The sequence below is a fragment of the Vibrio sp. S12_S33 genome (assembly GCF_963889785.1).
Taxonomy (GTDB): domain Bacteria; phylum Pseudomonadota; class Gammaproteobacteria; order Enterobacterales; family Vibrionaceae; genus Vibrio; species Vibrio aestuarianus.
Genome location: NZ_CAWPQZ010000026.1, coordinates 36,980 through 54,016, shown reverse-complemented (window position 1 = coordinate 54,016; position 17,037 = coordinate 36,980). Strand labels below are relative to the sequence as shown.

Annotated in this window: 17 protein-coding genes; 6 read left to right on the top strand and 11 right to left on the bottom strand. The window is 43.4% G+C overall.

From position 1 onward, the window contains the following. Positions 1–162: 162 nt before the first annotated feature. From purT to AACW06_RS12650, 8 genes are all read right to left on the bottom strand, one after another. Complete coding sequence (gene purT, locus AACW06_RS12685) at positions 163–1,338, bottom strand: formate-dependent phosphoribosylglycinamide formyltransferase (protein ID WP_192075330.1); 1,176 nt, start codon at positions 1,336–1,338, stop codon at positions 163–165. A gap of 105 nt (positions 1,339–1,443) precedes the next feature. Beyond that, positions 1,444–2,757, bottom strand: a complete 1,314-nt coding sequence (locus tag AACW06_RS12680) for a ferredoxin reductase family protein (RefSeq protein WP_192075329.1) — start codon at positions 2,755–2,757, stop codon at positions 1,444–1,446. A gap of 118 nt (positions 2,758–2,875) precedes the next feature. After that, entirely contained in the window at positions 2,876–3,751 is an 876-nt protein-coding gene (locus tag AACW06_RS12675; RefSeq protein ID WP_192075328.1) for an AEC family transporter, read from the bottom strand. A 172-nt stretch (positions 3,752–3,923) separates the two neighbouring features. Next, positions 3,924–4,811, bottom strand: a complete 888-nt coding sequence (cdd, locus tag AACW06_RS12670) for a cytidine deaminase (RefSeq protein WP_192075327.1) — start codon at positions 4,809–4,811, stop codon at positions 3,924–3,926. A gap of 209 nt (positions 4,812–5,020) precedes the next feature. Beyond that, on the bottom strand, positions 5,021–5,701 hold the full coding sequence (locus AACW06_RS12665) for a CidB/LrgB family autolysis modulator (RefSeq protein WP_192075326.1): 681 nt from the start codon (positions 5,699–5,701) through the stop codon (positions 5,021–5,023). Beyond that, entirely contained in the window at positions 5,701–6,066 is a 366-nt protein-coding gene (locus AACW06_RS12660; RefSeq protein ID WP_192075325.1) for a CidA/LrgA family protein, read from the bottom strand. Before AACW06_RS12660 ends, AACW06_RS12665 begins: the two co-directional genes overlap by 1 nt. Positions 6,067–6,201: 135 nt before the next feature. Beyond that, complete coding sequence (sbcB, locus tag AACW06_RS12655) at positions 6,202–7,626, bottom strand: exodeoxyribonuclease I (RefSeq protein ID WP_192075324.1); 1,425 nt, start codon at positions 7,624–7,626, stop codon at positions 6,202–6,204. A gap of 595 nt (positions 7,627–8,221) precedes the next feature. Then, entirely contained in the window at positions 8,222–8,905 is a 684-nt protein-coding gene (locus tag AACW06_RS12650) for an NAD(P)H-binding protein (RefSeq protein ID WP_192075323.1), read from the bottom strand. A gap of 288 nt (positions 8,906–9,193) precedes the next feature. Here AACW06_RS12650 and AACW06_RS12645 point away from each other — a divergent pair, with 288 nt between their 5' ends. The 6 genes from AACW06_RS12645 to btuD all read left to right on the top strand — a co-directional run bounded on the left by AACW06_RS12645 (position 9,194) and on the right by btuD (position 14,274). Next, the gene (locus AACW06_RS12645) at positions 9,194–9,994 is read left to right on the top strand and encodes an adenosylcobinamide-GDP ribazoletransferase (protein WP_192075322.1); all 801 of its coding nucleotides are present in this window, start codon (positions 9,194–9,196) and stop codon (positions 9,992–9,994) included. Beyond that, entirely contained in the window at positions 9,994–10,545 is a 552-nt protein-coding gene (cobU, locus tag AACW06_RS12640) for a bifunctional adenosylcobinamide kinase/adenosylcobinamide-phosphate guanylyltransferase (protein ID WP_192075321.1), read from the top strand. Before AACW06_RS12645 ends, cobU begins: the two co-directional genes overlap by 1 nt. Further along, positions 10,545–11,147: a histidine phosphatase family protein gene (locus AACW06_RS12635; protein WP_192075320.1), complete on the top strand. Its 603-nt coding sequence runs from the start codon at positions 10,545–10,547 to the stop codon at positions 11,145–11,147. Before cobU ends, AACW06_RS12635 begins: the two co-directional genes overlap by 1 nt. A gap of 227 nt (positions 11,148–11,374) precedes the next feature. Next, positions 11,375–12,403 (top strand): succinylglutamate desuccinylase, encoded by a 1,029-nt coding sequence (locus tag AACW06_RS12630; protein ID WP_192075319.1) that lies wholly within the window; start codon positions 11,375–11,377, stop codon positions 12,401–12,403. A gap of 118 nt (positions 12,404–12,521) precedes the next feature. Continuing rightward, a complete protein-coding gene (btuC, locus tag AACW06_RS12625; protein ID WP_168521840.1) occupies positions 12,522–13,517 on the top strand; it encodes a vitamin B12 ABC transporter permease BtuC in 996 nt (331 codons plus the stop codon). Then, positions 13,504–14,274, top strand: a complete 771-nt coding sequence (gene btuD / locus AACW06_RS12620) for a vitamin B12 ABC transporter ATP-binding protein BtuD (RefSeq protein WP_192075318.1) — start codon at positions 13,504–13,506, stop codon at positions 14,272–14,274. Before btuC ends, btuD begins: the two co-directional genes overlap by 14 nt. A 237-nt stretch (positions 14,275–14,511) precedes the next feature. Here the strand turns inward: btuD and AACW06_RS12615 are convergent, their stop codons facing one another. From AACW06_RS12615 to AACW06_RS12605, 3 genes are all read right to left on the bottom strand, one after another. Continuing rightward, complete coding sequence (locus tag AACW06_RS12615) at positions 14,512–15,087, bottom strand: nucleoside triphosphate pyrophosphohydrolase family protein (protein ID WP_192075317.1); 576 nt, start codon at positions 15,085–15,087, stop codon at positions 14,512–14,514. 96 nt (positions 15,088–15,183) lie between these two features. Then, complete coding sequence (locus AACW06_RS12610; RefSeq protein ID WP_192075316.1) at positions 15,184–15,756, bottom strand: DUF1415 domain-containing protein; 573 nt, start codon at positions 15,754–15,756, stop codon at positions 15,184–15,186. A gap of 43 nt (positions 15,757–15,799) precedes the next feature. Then, entirely contained in the window at positions 15,800–17,014 is a 1,215-nt protein-coding gene (locus AACW06_RS12605) for an MFS transporter (protein ID WP_192075315.1), read from the bottom strand. Positions 17,015–17,037: the final 23 nt, after the last annotated feature.

Here is a 17,037-nt window from a genome sequence, read left to right as displayed (position 1 = left end):
TACGCAATGAGTGGGAGCTTAATACTTGAACCTAGGCGAGAAAGATCCTTCCCTAGAGTCGTGAAGAAAAAGCCAAGCCGATACCCTAGAAAATACAATGCCGCTCACCTTAAGTGAACGGCATTAGGGTATCTGCCTATTCTATTTAGAGGTCAATATAAGCTAATAAATAACTTTGACTTTTTTAGCACTACCAATCGCATCTTCAATTGCGCTTTCAACATAAGAGCGGCGCGTCAAGGTCACACCGAGTCGACGTCGGCCATCAATGTCAGGTTTACCAAACAAGCGAATTTGAGTTTTCGGCATGGCAAGAGCTTCGTCAATGCCATCAAAGCGAATATTGCTTGATGATCCTTGGCCGAGAATCACTGCTGAAGCGCTAGGACCATATTGAGTAATGGAGTGGATTGGCATGCCGGTAAAAGCACGCACGTGCAAGGCAAATTCAGACATGTCCTGAGAAATTAAGGTCACCATTCCCGTGTCATGTGGACGAGGTGAGACTTCGTTAAAAATGACTTTATCACCCTTTACGAACAGCTCTACGCCAAACAGACCGTAACCGCCCAACGCATTCACAACTTGTTCAGCTACGTACTCTGCAGCTTTAACGGCATTAGCTGACATGGCTTGAGGCTGCCAAGACTCACGGTAGTCACCGTCTTCTTGATGATGTCCGATTGGGGCGCAAAAGTGCACACCATCAACGGCACGCACAGTGAGTAGCGTAATTTCGTAGTCAAAATCGATAAAACCTTCAACGATGACTCTACCTGCTCCTGTTCGGCCACCTTCTTGAGCGTAAGTCCATGCCTTTTCCACATCCTCGGAAGACTTGATCACACTTTGTCCTTTACCAGACGAGCTCATGACGGGTTTTACTACGCATGGAATCCCAACTTGTTCTACTGCTACTATAAAATCGTCGTGACTGTCGGCAAACTGGTAAGGCGATGTCGGTAAGGAGAGTGTTTCTGCGGCAAGGCGACGAATTCCTTCGCGGTTCATCGTCAGTTGAGTCGCTTTAGCCGTAGGGACAACGTTAAGGCCTTGCGCTTCCAATTCGACAAGTTTACTGGTGGCAATCGCTTCGATTTCTGGTACCACGTAGTCTGGTTTTTCTAGTTCAATGATTGCTTGTAACGCATCACCATCGAGCATATCTATCACATGGCTACGGTGTGCAATTTGCATCGCTGGTGCATCGGCATAACGATCACATGCGATCACTTCTAAACCCAAACGTTGACATTCAATCGCCACTTCTTTACCTAATTCTCCTGAACCAAGCAGTAAAACGCGAGTGGCATTTTCACGTGTAGCAGTACCAAACATAGTGAATCCTTACATTCATGCAAAAAGTAATAGCGAAAACAGCTAGGATGATACTGAAAATTAGCACAAAAGCAAACGTTTGCTTTTGTGCGGCAATCTATGTTTTTAGCGCATGTTAAAGAGTTCATTATGAAAATGACAGCGATCTAACCCCATGCTGATTAACTGCTTTTTGAGCGTTTGGCCAAAAATTTTTGGGCCACAAAAACTCACTTCACCTTGTTGTAAATCTAATTGGTTTGCGATTCGTTGGGCACATAAACGTTGGTTATGACTGGCGGTATACACTTGCAACGTCACATTGGGTAGTTTTGGAACCAGCCGATTGAGTAACTCAACAAAATATTGTTGATGGTCTGATTCACGGCAGTAATAGAGTGTGATGTGCTGGCTATTATTATGGGGAGTAGAGCTAAGTCTTTGTAACCAAGCAAGAAAAGGTACGATACCAATGCCAGCTCCAACCCATACTTGCTCACGACTAGTGGGTATGTTGAATTTCCCATATCCACCTTCAACCGTTACCTTTTGTCCCACGAAGATAGAGGTGACTAAGTGGTGGGTATAATCACCAAGATCTTTTACGGCAAACTCAATGTGATTGTTATGCCTCTGGTAAGACAAAATGGAAAATGGGTGAGGTGGCTCTTTATCATCAAAACTTAAATAAGCAAACTGCCCAGCTTGGTAAGAGAGCGGTTTAGATAGCTGAATTGAAAAGTGCACAATATCACCATGACCGCTTTCATCTAAGATCGGTTGAACATGGCTAACTTGCCCGGTCACTTTGTTTGCTTGCCCGATGCGTCCTGATAAGGAGATCAGGGCGCAAACCGAACCAAGTAGCGCTAGGCTAACAATGACGACATTCATGCTCATCGTTTCCGAACTAATATCAATTAAGACAATGGAGTGGAACGCTCCGGCCATGAAGATGACACCGCCAAGTTTGTGTGTGAATTTGAAATGGCGATAGCTGATCGCCTCAAACAAACTGATTCCAACAAAAATAACGAACGTGTAGAAAGCGAACTCTCCCACATCTTTAGCTAGTGCGGCCCAAGGAATAGCATCTTGTATTTGGTGGATACGATTTTGTCGGTGTGGTCGTTCGAGCCAACCCAATAATATTAGCCATTTGGGGATTTTCATAAGTAGCCAATGGCAGGTTAAAGCTATTGTGGCATGTATCCCGAGCGATTTATGTACCGCGTAGCTTTTATCCAGCCCGTCTAGCCATTGCTCCACTTTCGAAAAGCGCATTGCGGTCAGCATTGCAACACTCATATAGGCTAAAGCAAGGAAGCCAGTCAAGATAACAAAGTGATGTCGCCAGTAGAAGAAGTCTATTGTGTTATCCCATGTCACCACCACAGAAGGCAACCAAAGCAATAGGCAAACCAAGAAGATCATTTTCATGACTGATAACCCACAAAATTGACGTGGTTATTATCTTAGACCTCTGGTGATGCTCTGTGAACCTAATTCACCAATCTTTACATTCAATGGTTCTTGCTTGTTCTATAAGTAAGATGAACTATAGCAAGAGGGCAACAGTGAGTAGAATTGGTAGTGTAATCAGGCAAAAGAAATTACCAAACAATACCATTGACGCGACGTTTGTTGGTTCAATATTAAAACGTTCTGCAAACAGATAGTTCATGACGGCAGGGGGCAGCATGGTGAACAAAACCATCATTTGTAGCTGCATAGTGGGTAATGGAATGAAGTAGTAAATCAGCAGAAAACTCACAGCCCCAGTGGCTAAAGATAACAAGCTAGAAATCGCCCCGACTTTGAACCCTGATAATTTCAAATTGATCATCTGAGAACCGAGAGAAATTAACATCACGGGAACCGCGGCTTGCCCCAGTAATGACGTCGCTTCATAAAGAGGTTTCCAAACGGTAATGCCCGATACATTCAATGTCATAGCAATAGCGGCAGCGATGAATAACGGCGTAGAAATGATCTGCTTAAATGGATTGCCTTTACTAAGAAGTGCTAGGCCAAGGCTAATATGTAGACATGTTGAAACCACAAATAATAAGACGGCTGACCCTAATGCAGACTCGCCGAATGTATAGGTGAAAAGCGGAATCGCTAAATTACCGCTATTGCGAAACATGTGTAATGGAGCCCACGCCTTATAGTTAATTTTCATCATCAAACAAATGGGAATCATCAAAAGAGCGGGGATAAAAACGGCAATTAGGGAAGCTGCAATCAACGGAAGTTGCTGAGTGTCGAGTGGCATGGTTGCTAGAGATGAAAAAACAAGAGCCGGAACGAAAGCGTCCATATTGATGCGATTAATGGGGCGAAAATCTGGTTTTTGCCAACGACCTATCATGAACCCTACGCCCACTAAGGCTATGACTGGGAACAGAATATTAACCACTTGCTCAAACATAAATTAATCCGTTGATCTTTAAATGAAACCCTTACGCTAAATTAACAGCCTTTCACAATGCCGTCATGGTTTTGAATGGATTTTTATTAAATGGTATAAGCATTGCTTGTTGTTTTTCCGCCAATAAAAAATCCCCGATCGCTCGAGGATTTTTTATGCCACTATGATGTGGTTAAACCATTAGGTAGGAAACGGGAATATCAGGGTTAATCACTTCGAGAGTTGATTGTGTATCTGCGAGGTGACTAATATTTCCCTCGACCATTTCTACTAATGCCGCGGAAGTAATTTGGTCAAAACTCTCACCGCTCATCATTAACTGTGTCAAGGCAACTTGTAGCGGTGGTAGGCTCGGATTGAAAGCCGCGTTTTCAGCATAAGAGCCAATAAAGGTTTTGCCACTTTCGACTCGTAAAGCAACACCGCTTAAGTTTTTTGTGTAAGGGGCATAGCTGCGGTTTAGACCCGTTAGCGCGGCTAGTATTAATTGATCACCCTCACTGGTCATTTTGCCATGATTTGCACTCGCCATCAGGCCTGATTCGATACCAAGATCAGACGGTCCGAAGGAATCAGGTAAGTATTCATCGAGAGATTTTTCGTCACGTTCTGGCAATTGGATAGTCAGTGATTTAGCGGTGGTTAGCTCATTCATAAACTGACGGCAGTGACCACATGGGCTGAAATTCACGGTGACATCAGTTATACCTTGCTCACCTTTCATCCAAGCGTGGCTGATTGCGCACTGCTCCGCATGAACGGTTTGGCCTAACTGTGCGCCGGAAAACTCCATATTGGCACCAAAATATAAGCGACCGGATAAGCCTCTTACAATTGCTCCCACATAGAAGTTAGAAAGTGGCACATAAGCATAAGCTGCAGCGAAAGGCAGCAAGGCGAGGCGTAATTCCGAGTCTTCTAATCCAGATATTGCAAGCAACTGCTCAAACTGTTCTGGTGATAGAGTTGCATCAAAGTCATCTGACAGCATAATAGCGGCCAAAAACTCTGCAATCGGTTTTGGTGTATCAGCTAGTGCTTGTTCAATACGGCTTTTCATAGTGAATCCTTATCAATGTATTGAAGTCTATTCTAGGTGACAAATGAAAATTCTCTGTGATTATGATCACATTGATAAATGCAACGATATTTCATTTTTCATAATTAGAGTGAGGTCACACATGATGTCGATTGCAGTCTGAGATTAAGTGATATATGTCAAATAGCTATTGTCAATGTTTGTTTGTAATCTATCGATTATTGTAATGATTATAGGCTTGCTAACCACACTGAAAAGGCAAAAAAGCTTGGCGCTAAAACCGATGTAATGACACCGCACACGACTAAAGCCAGAGAGCTGAAAGCGGCATCACGAGGATCTTTCTCAGCACAGGTTGCGGTACCCAAGGCGTGCGATACGGTTCCCATTGTTAATCCTTTAGCGATCGGGTGCGTAATACCTAACAGGTTATAGATAGGGTAGGCGAGAATCGCGCCAAATAATCCAACTATCACCACTAAAATGGCGGCAACCGCAGGTTCTCCTCCTAAGTTACTCGACACTTCCATTGCGATCGGTGTGGTTACGGATTTACCCAGCAAACTGGCGATTAACTGAGTATCGGCTTGCATATACACAGCGATCATACTGGCGGTCAGCATCGACATAACACTGCCTACGCCACAGGCCAACGTAATAATGCGCCAGTTCGAACGTATTTGTGGTAGCTGCTCATATAAAGGATAAGCAAGTGCCACCACGGCAGGTTGCAATAGCAAACTTAGCCATTGATTATCTGCATAGTAGGTTTCAAAAGGGACTTTAAAAAACAGTAAAATAGGAATAATGATTACAAGGCTGATTAATAAAGGGTTCATCAGTGGTGTTTTGCATTTTTTGCTAAGCCAACGCGTGAAAAAAAATACCAAGATAGTTACTAGCAGCCACATTACTTATTCCCCTTTTTCAAAAAACGATCCAGTATCCAGCCAAGAGAAACAAGCACAATTAATGTGCCACCAACGGCACTAGCAAGTATCGGTATTGCATTGTTAATGAGTATCTCAAAATGCTCCATTAAGCCAACGCTTATCGGAACAAAAAGTAAAATCATGTAACGAATAAACAGGCTAGCACTTGGTTTCACCCACTCTACAGGGATTAATCCACTGGTCATTAGTGCAAATAGGAGCAGCATACCAATGATGCTGCCAGGAATAGAGATGCCAAGCCAAGTTTGTAAGTTAATGCCCGCTAGTAGGCAAAGTAGAATTAGGCCTAATGAGACAATGTATTTTGCGAATGTATTCAACATAAAAAATTGTGCCGTGTCTAAGTCAGAAACGTTTAGTGCTGTTGGTTAACAAGGCAAGACTGAATGAGCTAGGTAACTGCTTTGCATTCTGTTGCCTAAATAGTTAAATCGTCTTACTTCCAGCTAGCCATATTTTCAACGGGTAATAGTTTCCACGTAATGGTAAACGGATTTTAAAATAGCGATTTTCTTTTCGTCACTCTCATAGGTATGAACTAAGTTTTCCAAATTGAGGCTATATTCTTCAATACGATTTTCAAAATACTCTCGGCAATGTGCAGCCCAACGCTGTTGTTCTTCATCGCTTAGTGTCAAAGGGTAGTTGCGCGCGCGATAACGAAATAGTAGGGGCTCAATCCGTTTATCACTAAAGCTAATCTCTAAAGCAGATAAATTTACCGGGTCGGTCTCACGGATAATATCCATAGCGGCTTTATCCGAAGGCGAAAAGAATCCGTCATACAGTTGGCTATCGACATCATCATTGGCCGGATACTCTCGCTCGATACTGTACAGGCCAACCAGTTTTTCTCGGATTTCAGGGTGTTGTTTAATCACGGCTAAGTTTTGCAAACATACCGTTCGATCAATCCCTATCTTTTCTGCATTTTCCGCGGTTAACGTTTTGGCAGGTGCTAAAATGGGGCATTTATTAAGGTGCACCAGCTTGATTGGTACGGGCAGCTCATCCGGTGCAAGATCGTCTCGTTTTGTGTATAAGCGTTGCTGTAACTCTTCGACGTTTAGGTCTATCAATGGCTGCGGGTTTTTCGCAAGGTCAACCACAATCACTGCGTTTTGGTTAGTGGGGTGCCAGGCGATTGGTACAATCCAACTGGTGTATTGGCATTCACGGCCGAGCATGCCAGAAACGTGCATCAGTGGCGTCATGTTGACGATATCAACGAGGTCATTGAGTTTACGTTTGTGGCGCATATTGAAAAAGTAATCAAACAACTTAGGCTGCGCGGCTTTGACTTTCTTTGCAAGTTCGATGGTAGCGATAACATCGGCCATTGCATCATGAGCATTCGCGTGTTCGATACCGTTAGCGACAGATAAATGCTCTAATTTAAAACTGGTGAACCCATCTTCATTTTCTGGCCAGTTGATACCCTCTGGACGTAATGCATGGCATGCACGCATAACATCAAGTAAATCCCAACGTGAATTGCCTTTTTGCCAGCTCCATGCATACGGATCAATAAAATTTCGGTAGCAAGTGTAGCGTGTGACTTCGTCGTCAAATCGAATGCTGTTATAGCCAAGGCTGGTGGTATTAGGGGTTGATAGCTCAGCGTGTATTTTAGCTATAAATTCTGGCTCGCTAATACCATGACTCATCGTTTTTTGTGGGGTGATACCAGTAATAAGCGCCGCTTCTGGAGAGGGGAGGTAATCAGCAGGAGGTTGGCAATAGATAACCAACGGCTCGCCAATAATATTGAACTCCATGTCGGTGCGAACACCAGCAAACTGGCTAGGGCGATCCTTTGCTGGGCTTACTCCCCAAGTTTCATAATCAAAAAAGAAGAAAGTAGGCGTGTGCTCTTGTCGCATTCAATAGTATCCAGTTGCTGAAAGGTTAGGTTTATTAGACCATTGCCCGTCTTACATAGCAATGTGTGAAGCGATATGGGGCTGTAATCATCAGCGAAAAATAAAAAACCGGTGCATAGGCATCGGTCGTTCACGAGTAATCAACAGTAAGCGCTTACGCTTGCTGCTGTTGCACTTGTGGTGTTTTATCACCAAGCAGACGGTTAGTCATTGTCCCCGCAGTCATCATCCCTGAGACATTCAATGCGATAATGTTGCGTTTTTAAAACAACTTCACCGACTTTGGGTTTTATAAAAGAAAGAGCAACACCAATCACAGTAAATAAGTGATCAGAAATAGTGCGGGAAAAAGGCTTGAGAACAAGGCAGGATTTTTCGATAAGTAGTTATTCTACAATCAAAAATTCTAACGCAGTTATCGAGCATTTTAACCAGCTAGGATGAACAGTTATTTACTACGATTGGTATAATTGAGGGTGAACATATCGGACAAATAGCGTGAATGAAAATATGAAATAAATATTATTAGAACAAAAGGTTATCAATACCTTTATTTTGATTGATTTTAATTCACTTTGGTTGAAATCTGACTTATTTATCGGTATTTGTTAAGCAGTGTTAACATCTCGGAAGAATGTAGAACATCAACATGGCGAACTTGCTGTTGAAAAAGACTATATAAAAGGCTTCGCGCTACATCTTGAGCTGAGATCGGAATTAGGTTTCTCATCCGTCCGATCAATAGTGGTTTCATCAAGCAAAGGATACGCTGTGTCCATTTTTCATCGGTACGTTCAATAGCTCTTTTGCCAACCAATGGCCCGGGTCTGACGAAGGTTATCTGTTCAAAATCCATGCGACGTATGGCTTCTTCCATGCGTCCTTTACACTTTAAGTAATGAGATGATGATTGTGCCTTGGCCCCAAGACTTGAAACCACCGCTAAACGTTTTACGCCAAGTGTTCTCATGGTTTGCGCGACTAGGCACACTAATTCATAGTCTACTTTTTCTAACCCTTTTTTTGAGCCTGCTTGTTTCAATGTTGTACCTAAAGTAATAACACCAAGCTCGGGGCTGATCTTTTCTTCATCCCAATGGGTGATTTGTAAATCAGCTTGAATAAACTCATGCAGTTTCTTGTGTTTAATTCCAGATCTTTTTCGTACCAATGAATAGATACGAGAGACGGCTTGTTCTTCCAACATTATGTCTAATACGTGCTGTCCAACCAGACCTGACGCACCAGCCATGATCACAGTCATACTTCGCTTATCCATCGTTGCCTCTATTTTCTTATGTTCATCACCATTGTATCTCAGTATTACTTATTTATTAGACTTATTATTAGCGTTCCGCTGAACTCACTTGCCGTCTACCTGCAACTTCAAGTTGTTTGGGTATATCTTGCTGAAGCGTAGCCGTTTTCTCTTAATACGAGTAAACTATGGTTTTCACACAAGATTTGAACAATCGATGTTAAAACAAGAGCATAGACAAATTACTTGCCCGACCGTATTGGTGTTTGTTGGTGATTACTCGATTACAGACGCCGGAGTGACAGTGTAATGCTCAGCGCATTAAAGTATCAACTGGAACTGTTTTGGTTGGCGTTAAGTTTTTTTTCACGTTTGCCAATCCCTGAAAAGACTCCTTATTCTAGCGATAGAATGAATCGCTCTGGACGCTATTTTGCCTTAGTTGGATTACTACTAGGTGCAATATGTGCAACATGCTACAGCGGATTGAGCCTTATTTTTCCTGCTGAGGTCAGCATTGCGTTAACCATGGTCATTAGCTTATTGCTCACGGGCGCTTTTCATGAAGATGGTCTGACCGATATGGCTGATGGTATCGGTGGTGGAATGACGGTTGAACGCCGTCTCGCTATTATGAAAGACAGCCGTATTGGGACTTATGGCGCGTCAGCGTTAGTAATGGCGTTACTCTGTAAGTATCTCTTTCTCAGTACGCTGGTAGGATACAGTAATCTGGTTGTGGTATGGCTCGTCGGTTATGGGTATAGCCGCGCCATTGCGGCATCGCTGATTTTTGATATGCCTTATGTGAGTGATCTCGATACCAGCAAAAGTAAGCCGCTTGCTAATAAACAGACGTTTTCAGAGCTATGTTTTTTACTGTTGTGCGGTTTATTGCCCTGCTTTTGGCTGGGTTTGCCTGTGGTTATCGCTTTGATTGGGTTGGCTATCGTTTTTCGCACTTTGTTTAAATCTTGGCTAATGGCTCGCATCGGAGGGTTCACTGGTGACTGTCTGGGTGCTGCCCAGCAGATTATGGAGCTGTTGATCTACTTATTGCTGATTGCGTTTGCTCAATATGGTTTTCTAACGATGGGAGTGATCGAATAATGGTACATCTCATTTTAGGCGGTGCTCGTAGTGGTAAATCTCGATTTGCTGAGCAGAATGCTCAGCAAGCCTACCATATGTTGTTAGCAGAACATCCACACGCACAGCTTCATTATGTTTCTACGGCCATTGCTTTTGATGATGAAATGCGTACGCGTATTGCACATCACCAGCAGCAAAGAGACGATAGTTGGCAAGAGCATGAATGCCCTTATCATTTGGTTGAGCAGTTAAAAAATTTCTCATGCAGAGATATAGTATTGGTTGATTGCTTAACGTTGTGGATGAATAACATTATTTATAACCATGGACAGCAAGCCAGTGAGACACAAATCAAACAGCAGGTTAGCGGGTTATGTGAAACTGTTGAACAATCGACAGCTAAGATTATTCTTGTCTCTAATGAGGTTGGTTTAGGTGTTATACCTATGGGAGAAGTCTCACGGTTATTTGTTGATAATGCAGGCTGGATGAACCAAGCATTAGCGAAAGTTGCACAACGAGTGAGTTTTGTTGCTGCCGGCTTACCGATGACGTTGAAAAGCCTGTGATGATCAATATCTACCTGCTGCGGCATGGAAAAACGCAAGGTAAGCCCGCTTTAAATGGTCGAACTGATGTTTTAGTGGCTGCACATCATCAGGAGCAAATTTGCGATAAATTAATGGCTTCTAGCTACTCATTCCAACACCTTATTTCGTCACCACTCAAGCGTTGCTCGGATCTAGCCCGTCGTTTGGTCGCTAACCATGCTGTTAGACAGTGTGATTTCGAGCTTGGTTTCCAAGAGATGGATTTTGGCTGTTTTGATGGTGTCCCATTTGATGAACTCCAAGCACAGTGGCCTATTTTAGAAACATTCTGGGCAGATCCCGCCACACACCAATTGCCACAAGCAGAAAGTCTGGCGGATTTTCACCAAAGAGTCACCAATGCTTGGGAGCGTCGTTTAAAGTTATTGAGTGATGATACTTTGATTATTGCTCATGGCGGAACAATCCGGATGATCTTAGCGCATGTATTGGGTAGTGACTGGCAAAATCCCGCGTGGTATTCCACATTACAAATAGGAAATCAGTCCGTTACTCATATTCAAGTGCTGAAAAAAGAGGCGATTCATTTAACGGTGAGAAGCATTGGGATTCCACTCTAGCAACATGTTTGTACATTACAGAGTATGGAGTAACTATTAGATTTAATGATAGAATTTTCCGCAATCAAAGCCGAGTATGTGGCTTAGTGTGTTTTTTGAACAAGTTGATAAAGTTATCGCCAATTTTTAAATGTTTTGCCTCTGCATGTCTTAATAAGTGGGATCGTCTCTACATAATTCATCAGCACAATTCATTAACATACCGCTGTGCAATAAAGGAGTAACGCATGACTAAGTCCCTCTTCCGCCAATCTTTTCTAGCTGATAGCCTAGATTTAGGCCAAGAAATGGCCTCAGGTGAAATAAAAACCACAGCAGGTATTACACTCAAAGTACTTCAGCGAGGCGTATTGGAAGTCATTCCTATTAACTACAGCGCTAATAGTAAAAATATCATCATCTCTTGCGGTATTCATGGTGATGAAACTGCCCCGATGGAGTTAGTAAATAAACTGGTAGATGATATTCTATCTGGGTTTCAAGCTATCAAACATCGCTGCTTATTCATCATTGCTCACCCTCAAGCTACTAACCAACACACTCGATTTGTACAAGAAAACTTAAATCGTCTGTTTGATAATAAAACGGGGAATCCGACGTTAGAGCGCGATATTGCACGAAACCTGAAACAGTTGGTAGGGTACTTTTATGAAAACACGACGGAAGTTAGCCGCTGGCACCTCGATCTGCACTGTGCGATTCGATTGTCTAAACACTATTCATTTGCAGTGAGCCCTAAGTCTCGTCATCCAGTACGCAGCCATGCCTTAATGTCGTTTATCGATAGTGCGCATGTGGAAGCGGTTTTATTGTCGAATTCACCTTCCAGCACCTTTAGCTGGTATAGCGCTGAACATTTTGCGGCGCAGGCATTAACGCTCGAGCTTGGACAAGTGGCGCGTATTGGCGAAAATAATTTAAAGCGCTTGGTTGCTTTTGATTTGGCAATGCGTGACTTGGTTTCAGCTGAGATTCCCGAGCATTTACCCAAGAAAGCGGTAATGTATCGTGTTAGTCGTACCATAGTACGCATGCACCAAGACTTCGACTTTATGTTTGATGATAGTGTTGAGAACTTTACCGCGTTCAAGCATGGGGAAGTCTTTGGTCACGATGGTGATAAGCCGTTGATGGCGAAAAATGAAGGTGAGGCTGTTGTATTTCCTAACCGCAAAGTCGCAATAGGGCAGCGGGCAGCATTGATGGTCTGTAAGGTCGCGACACGTTATGAAGATGGTCAATTAGTCTACGATTAAACGATGGTTATCACTTTAAGGCGCTTAAGGTGACTGGTTGTGGCTATAGCGCTTTCTATTTTAATGGCTTAACGGTAAGGTTAGGCCATTATTGTTTCTCTTCTATACAAATAAGTGCATGAACTTCAATCAGTTACTCTTAAAGAAACAGCGCCGCTGGCATTTTGCCTTGTATTGGATGTTGGCATTGTTGGTCGGCTTTAGCGCACTCTATTTAATGATAGGAGAGGTGTTTATCTTTCCGTTTCAGGCTCTCACCTCACTTGAATGGCAACTTGTGGCACAGCTTCGAGCTCCTCGACTATTGTCCGCTATCGTGATTGGTGCATCGCTGGCGGTGTCAGGGGCAACCTTACAAGTCTTATTAGGTAATGTGCTAGCAGAACCTGGTGTGTTGGGTATTTCCGGAGGAGCCAGTGTCGCGATGGTCATTGTCTTATTCTTATTCCCAACCTTGGCTTCACCGGAAGTCTTTATGCTATCAGCGGTAATCGGCGCTATGGTATTTACCTTACTGCTTGTGAGCATGGCTAAAGCGATGCGTTTGAGTACGACTCGCCTTTTATTGGTTGGTGTCGCATTAGGTATTTTGTCTGGAGCGATCGTCACTTGGGCATTTTATTTTAGTGATGATCTCGGTTTAAGGCAGCTTGTTTACTGGTTAATGGGCAGTATTGGTGGAGCAAGTTGGTATCAGCATACGCTGTCGCTTGTAGCGTTACCGATTATTACGTGGCTTGTGCTACAGGGCAAAACCTTGGACAAATTAATGCTGGGAGAAACACACGCTAGGCAGTTAGGGGTTGATGTCGAACGGTTACGCTGGAAACTGATTTTAGCGGTGTCTGTATTGGTTGGTGCAGCAGTAGCTTTGGGGGGGGTGATAAGTTTTGTCGGTCTAGTGGTTCCTCATTTACTGCGTTTGGCGTTCGGTTCTGAAAATCGTTACTTGTTGCCGATGTCTGCATTGTTCGGTGCGCTGTTATTGGTGTTTGCCGATATTATTGCACGCACGGCATTAATCAGTGCTGAACTACCGCTTGGTGTGGTGACTACTACGCTTGGTGCTCCTATCTTTATTTGGATGTTATTAAAAAACCATGATTCACGTTAATACGTTGCAAGTAACCAGTTTACAAGTAGGGGCGCGTTTACTGCCGCTCTCTTTTCGTTGCAAAGCGGGAGAGGTGCTACACGTTATTGGCCCTAATGGCAGTGGTAAAAGTACTCTGCTTGCGGCGTTAGCAGGCGTTATTGAAAGTAAAGGCATGGTGCAAATTGGTGATGTTAATATTAATGAAGTGTCGTTAGAGACTTTGTCGTTACATCGAGCGTATCTTTCTCAAAGCGATAAGCCAGCCTTTAACCTACAAGTGTTTCAATACCTTTCGTTAGCCATTCCAAGCTGCGCAGAGCTTCATTCAGAGGCCGTTAATCAAGCGGTTAATGACATTACTCATCTATTAAATATCGAAGATAAATTGCATCGTTCAATTCACCAGCTTTCGGGGGGGGAATGGCAACGTGTTCGCTTGGCCGGAATCTGCTTACAAATTTGGCCATCGATCAATCCATACGGCAAATTGCTCATTTTAGATGAACCGAGTGCACCGCTCGATATCGCACAAGAGGTTTTGCTTTACCGTTTAATCGAACATATTGCACAGCAAGGTATTGTGGTGATTATGGCTAACCATGACTTGAATCGGACACTGCGCCATGCAGACAGCGCACTGCTACTAGAAAGGGGAGTTCTGCAAAGTTTAGGTGAGGTGGAAACGGTACTCAGCAGTGAGCGATTAAGTCAGGTGTTTCAAACGCAAGTAAAACACGTTGATGTGGAAGGTAAACCCTATCTTATTTTTGATTAACCGTAGTGTATTACTTTTGTTCGACAGCACAACTCTCGTGCATTAAGCACAATTTTGGAGCATGTGCTTATCAGTGAGTCTAATTTTGTTTTAAAAAAGGCTAACAAAAACAATGTATTGAATTAAACGAAAAGTTGGCATGCCAATCGCATTATTAGAATCGATACATTCTCGTTCTTGTTAGGCTTTTATAAGTCTCTTTAACCACCTTGCTCTCACAAGGTGGTTTTTTTTTATTTATTGCGTCAGTGAAGCTAGATCCGCTGGACGGTAATAAACCGATTTTAGAACTTTACCTTGGCGAATAGTTTTGGCGTCAGAAACGAAGTCTTGTGCGCATTTCGCAATAATATAATCGCCTTTCTGCACCGCCATGAGTTCGATACCTTGCTCTGCATAATACGCTTTGGTCTCGGCATATTCCTTTTCATTACGGCATACTTTGCTCATGTTTGAGTTGTGTACTTCATCCCAGCACGGGATAAAATCGATACCACGGTTCACGGCAACATTAAGTAGCAAATCGATCAGGTAGCTGATTGCAAGGTTGTCAGCAATATTACTATGGCCTAGGTGGACTAAACGGCCCATCAACACATAAACCGTGTCGATAATCGCGTCAGCTTGTTCGGTTTTATTGTCGGCTTCTGCAAGTTCAGTCAACTCTTCAATCGCCAGTGAGGTATGTAGCGTATCGGCTTTGCTGTCTAAACTGCCAGTATCAGCAACAGGTAGGTCAAAGGTGCTACGAAACTCTGTGATATCGCGGTAAAGGTGATCGTAAATCTCTTGAGTAAGCTTAGATAAATGCATTATCTCGGTCCATTGTGTTGGTTGGTATTGATTGCATCGCATAGTAACAAACTGACGGCGATGCTGCGAATTATGCTTCGTGCTTCGCGCAGAAAATCACTGTCGACTATTTAAAAAAAGATAGGGGAAAAGTTGCTGACGTTCTTGTTCACTAAGGTTACTGACGTGTTCAATATTGGTGTCAGGTATCGCCTCTGGATTAGGGTAGTGCTTGAGCACCCTTTCCATGCTCTCTTCACGGATTAAGTGAAATATAGGGTATGGAGAGCGATTGGTTAGGTTTTCATCATCTTCGGGCTCGGTGCCACCGAAGCAGTAGTCAGGGTGGAAGGTAGCTACTTGGAAGATACCTTCCCAATCTTGTTGACGAATTAACGCTTCAACCCAGTCGATAAATAGGTTGTAGTCGCAAAAGTCCTTCAACATATTGGGTACTACAACTAACGTAGTTTCTAGTGTTTTTGCCTCACAGCCATCTAGCTCAAGCAATTGTTCAAGAATGTCTTGCAGTAATAACTCTTCTGTATCAGCTGTACTGACAAAGGTTTTAATCTGTTGATTACGCTGTGGCTTAGCGGCAAAAGGACAGAGGTTTAGACCGATAACGACATCATTTAGCCACTGTTCGACGTGTTCGGTAATGACCGCTGTATTCAATGTTGAGCTCATGATTGTAATTGCGCTGATGAATTTAGCGCAAGCATAGCATGAGTTAACCTAAGACTTCACCAATAGCTGAGGGCTTTGCGAGGGAACGGTCGTAGTGGCGAAGCTTCCAGCATAAATAGAACATGATGGCGTAGAGAAGCATACCACCAGATACTACCATCGCCCATCCGCCATGTTGCCAACAATAGAGTAAGAAGAAGCCGCCGATACTGCCACCAACATAATAATGCATCAAATAAAGAGCGGTCGCTGTTGTTTTGGCACTCGTCGCCTTCTGGCTGACCCAAGCGTAAGCAAGCGTATGGGTAAAAAACGCGCCAGAGCTTATCAGCATTAACCCAATAAGCATCAATGGAATCGATTCAACCAGTGCTAACCACATGCCGGATAAACTGATCAGTGCTCCTAGCATCATGCCTGAAATCGCGTTATAGCGTTTGCTCCAGTGAGCAGTCAATTTAGAACTGAGTGTTCCGGCTAAGTAGCATAGGAAAATCAGTGAAGCCAATCCAATGGGCAGCGAATAAGGTTCCGCTACTAGCCTAAAACCCATCACCGAATATAGGTTTACAAACAGGGCGAAATTGGTACCACCAATTAACATCGCAAACCATAGGGTGCGATTGGATAGATGCTTCAATAAGGCGCGATTATGATGGAAAAATAGTCCGCGCTGTGGCACAAAGTTTTGTTGAGTTGGCAGCAACAATACGACCACGATAGCACTGATAAAAGTAATGACGGCGATGACGATGACCGCTTGTTGCCATCCAAAAGCGTCAGTCAGGATTCCCCCTAAAATACGTCCGCTGATCCCACCGAGTGAATTGGCCGCAATGTAGCCACCAATTGCTTGATTAAAAGCCTGAGGAGTGAGCTCTTCAACCATGTAAGCCACGGCAACAGAGGCAAAGGCGGCTAGCGCAATTCCCATCAATGCGCGCGCCAATATTAAAACCCATAATTGTTGGCTTATCAGCATCAAACCGCCAATAAACGGCATCATAAATAGACCCATAAGCATCACTTTTCTTCGACCAATCGCTTCAGAACCGATAGCCCAAGGCACCAAGCTAACTGATAAAGCGAGAGTCGATGCAGCAAATAACCAGTTGATTTGTGTTTCGGAGACGTGAAAGTGAGTAGCCAAATAGGGCAGCATTGGCTGAAAAAGATAAAGATTACAAAACACCAAAAATGAGCCTAAAGCTAAACCCCAAGTCACTTTTCGATACGCTTTACTGCCGAATTCAATCATGATTTTTGCTCAATTTCTTAATA

Excerpts from the sequence above, each read along its gene's own strand:
- AACW06_RS12630 (WP_192075319.1), top strand. The coding sequence starts at position 11,375 with ATGACTAAGTCCCTCTTCCGCCAATCTTTTCTAGCTGATAGCCTAGAT.
- AACW06_RS12675 (WP_192075328.1), bottom strand. The coding sequence starts at position 3,751 with ATGTTTGAGCAAGTGGTTAATATTCTGTTCCCAGTCATAGCCTTAGTG.
- btuC (WP_168521840.1), top strand. The coding sequence starts at position 12,522 with ATGAACTTCAATCAGTTACTCTTAAAGAAACAGCGCCGCTGGCATTTT.
- purT (WP_192075330.1), bottom strand. The coding sequence starts at position 1,338 with ATGTTTGGTACTGCTACACGTGAAAATGCCACTCGCGTTTTACTGCTT.
- cdd (WP_192075327.1), bottom strand. The coding sequence starts at position 4,811 with ATGAAAAGCCGTATTGAACAAGCACTAGCTGATACACCAAAACCGATT.
- btuD (WP_192075318.1), top strand. The coding sequence starts at position 13,504 with ATGATTCACGTTAATACGTTGCAAGTAACCAGTTTACAAGTAGGGGCG.
- AACW06_RS12680 (WP_192075329.1), bottom strand. The coding sequence starts at position 2,757 with ATGAAAATGATCTTCTTGGTTTGCCTATTGCTTTGGTTGCCTTCTGTG.
- AACW06_RS12635 (WP_192075320.1), top strand. The coding sequence starts at position 10,545 with ATGATCAATATCTACCTGCTGCGGCATGGAAAAACGCAAGGTAAGCCC.
- AACW06_RS12610 (WP_192075316.1), bottom strand. The coding sequence starts at position 15,756 with ATGAGCTCAACATTGAATACAGCGGTCATTACCGAACACGTCGAACAG.
- AACW06_RS12665 (WP_192075326.1), bottom strand. The coding sequence starts at position 5,701 with ATGTGGCTGCTAGTAACTATCTTGGTATTTTTTTTCACGCGTTGGCTT.
- sbcB (WP_192075324.1), bottom strand. The coding sequence starts at position 7,626 with ATGCGACAAGAGCACACGCCTACTTTCTTCTTTTTTGATTATGAAACT.
- AACW06_RS12645 (WP_192075322.1), top strand. The coding sequence starts at position 9,194 with ATGCTCAGCGCATTAAAGTATCAACTGGAACTGTTTTGGTTGGCGTTA.
- AACW06_RS12605 (WP_192075315.1), bottom strand. The coding sequence starts at position 17,014 with ATGATTGAATTCGGCAGTAAAGCGTATCGAAAAGTGACTTGGGGTTTA.
- AACW06_RS12660 (WP_192075325.1), bottom strand. The coding sequence starts at position 6,066 with ATGTTGAATACATTCGCAAAATACATTGTCTCATTAGGCCTAATTCTA.
- AACW06_RS12650 (WP_192075323.1), bottom strand. The coding sequence starts at position 8,905 with ATGGATAAGCGAAGTATGACTGTGATCATGGCTGGTGCGTCAGGTCTG.
- AACW06_RS12615 (WP_192075317.1), bottom strand. The coding sequence starts at position 15,087 with ATGCATTTATCTAAGCTTACTCAAGAGATTTACGATCACCTTTACCGC.
- cobU (WP_192075321.1), top strand. The coding sequence starts at position 9,994 with ATGGTACATCTCATTTTAGGCGGTGCTCGTAGTGGTAAATCTCGATTT.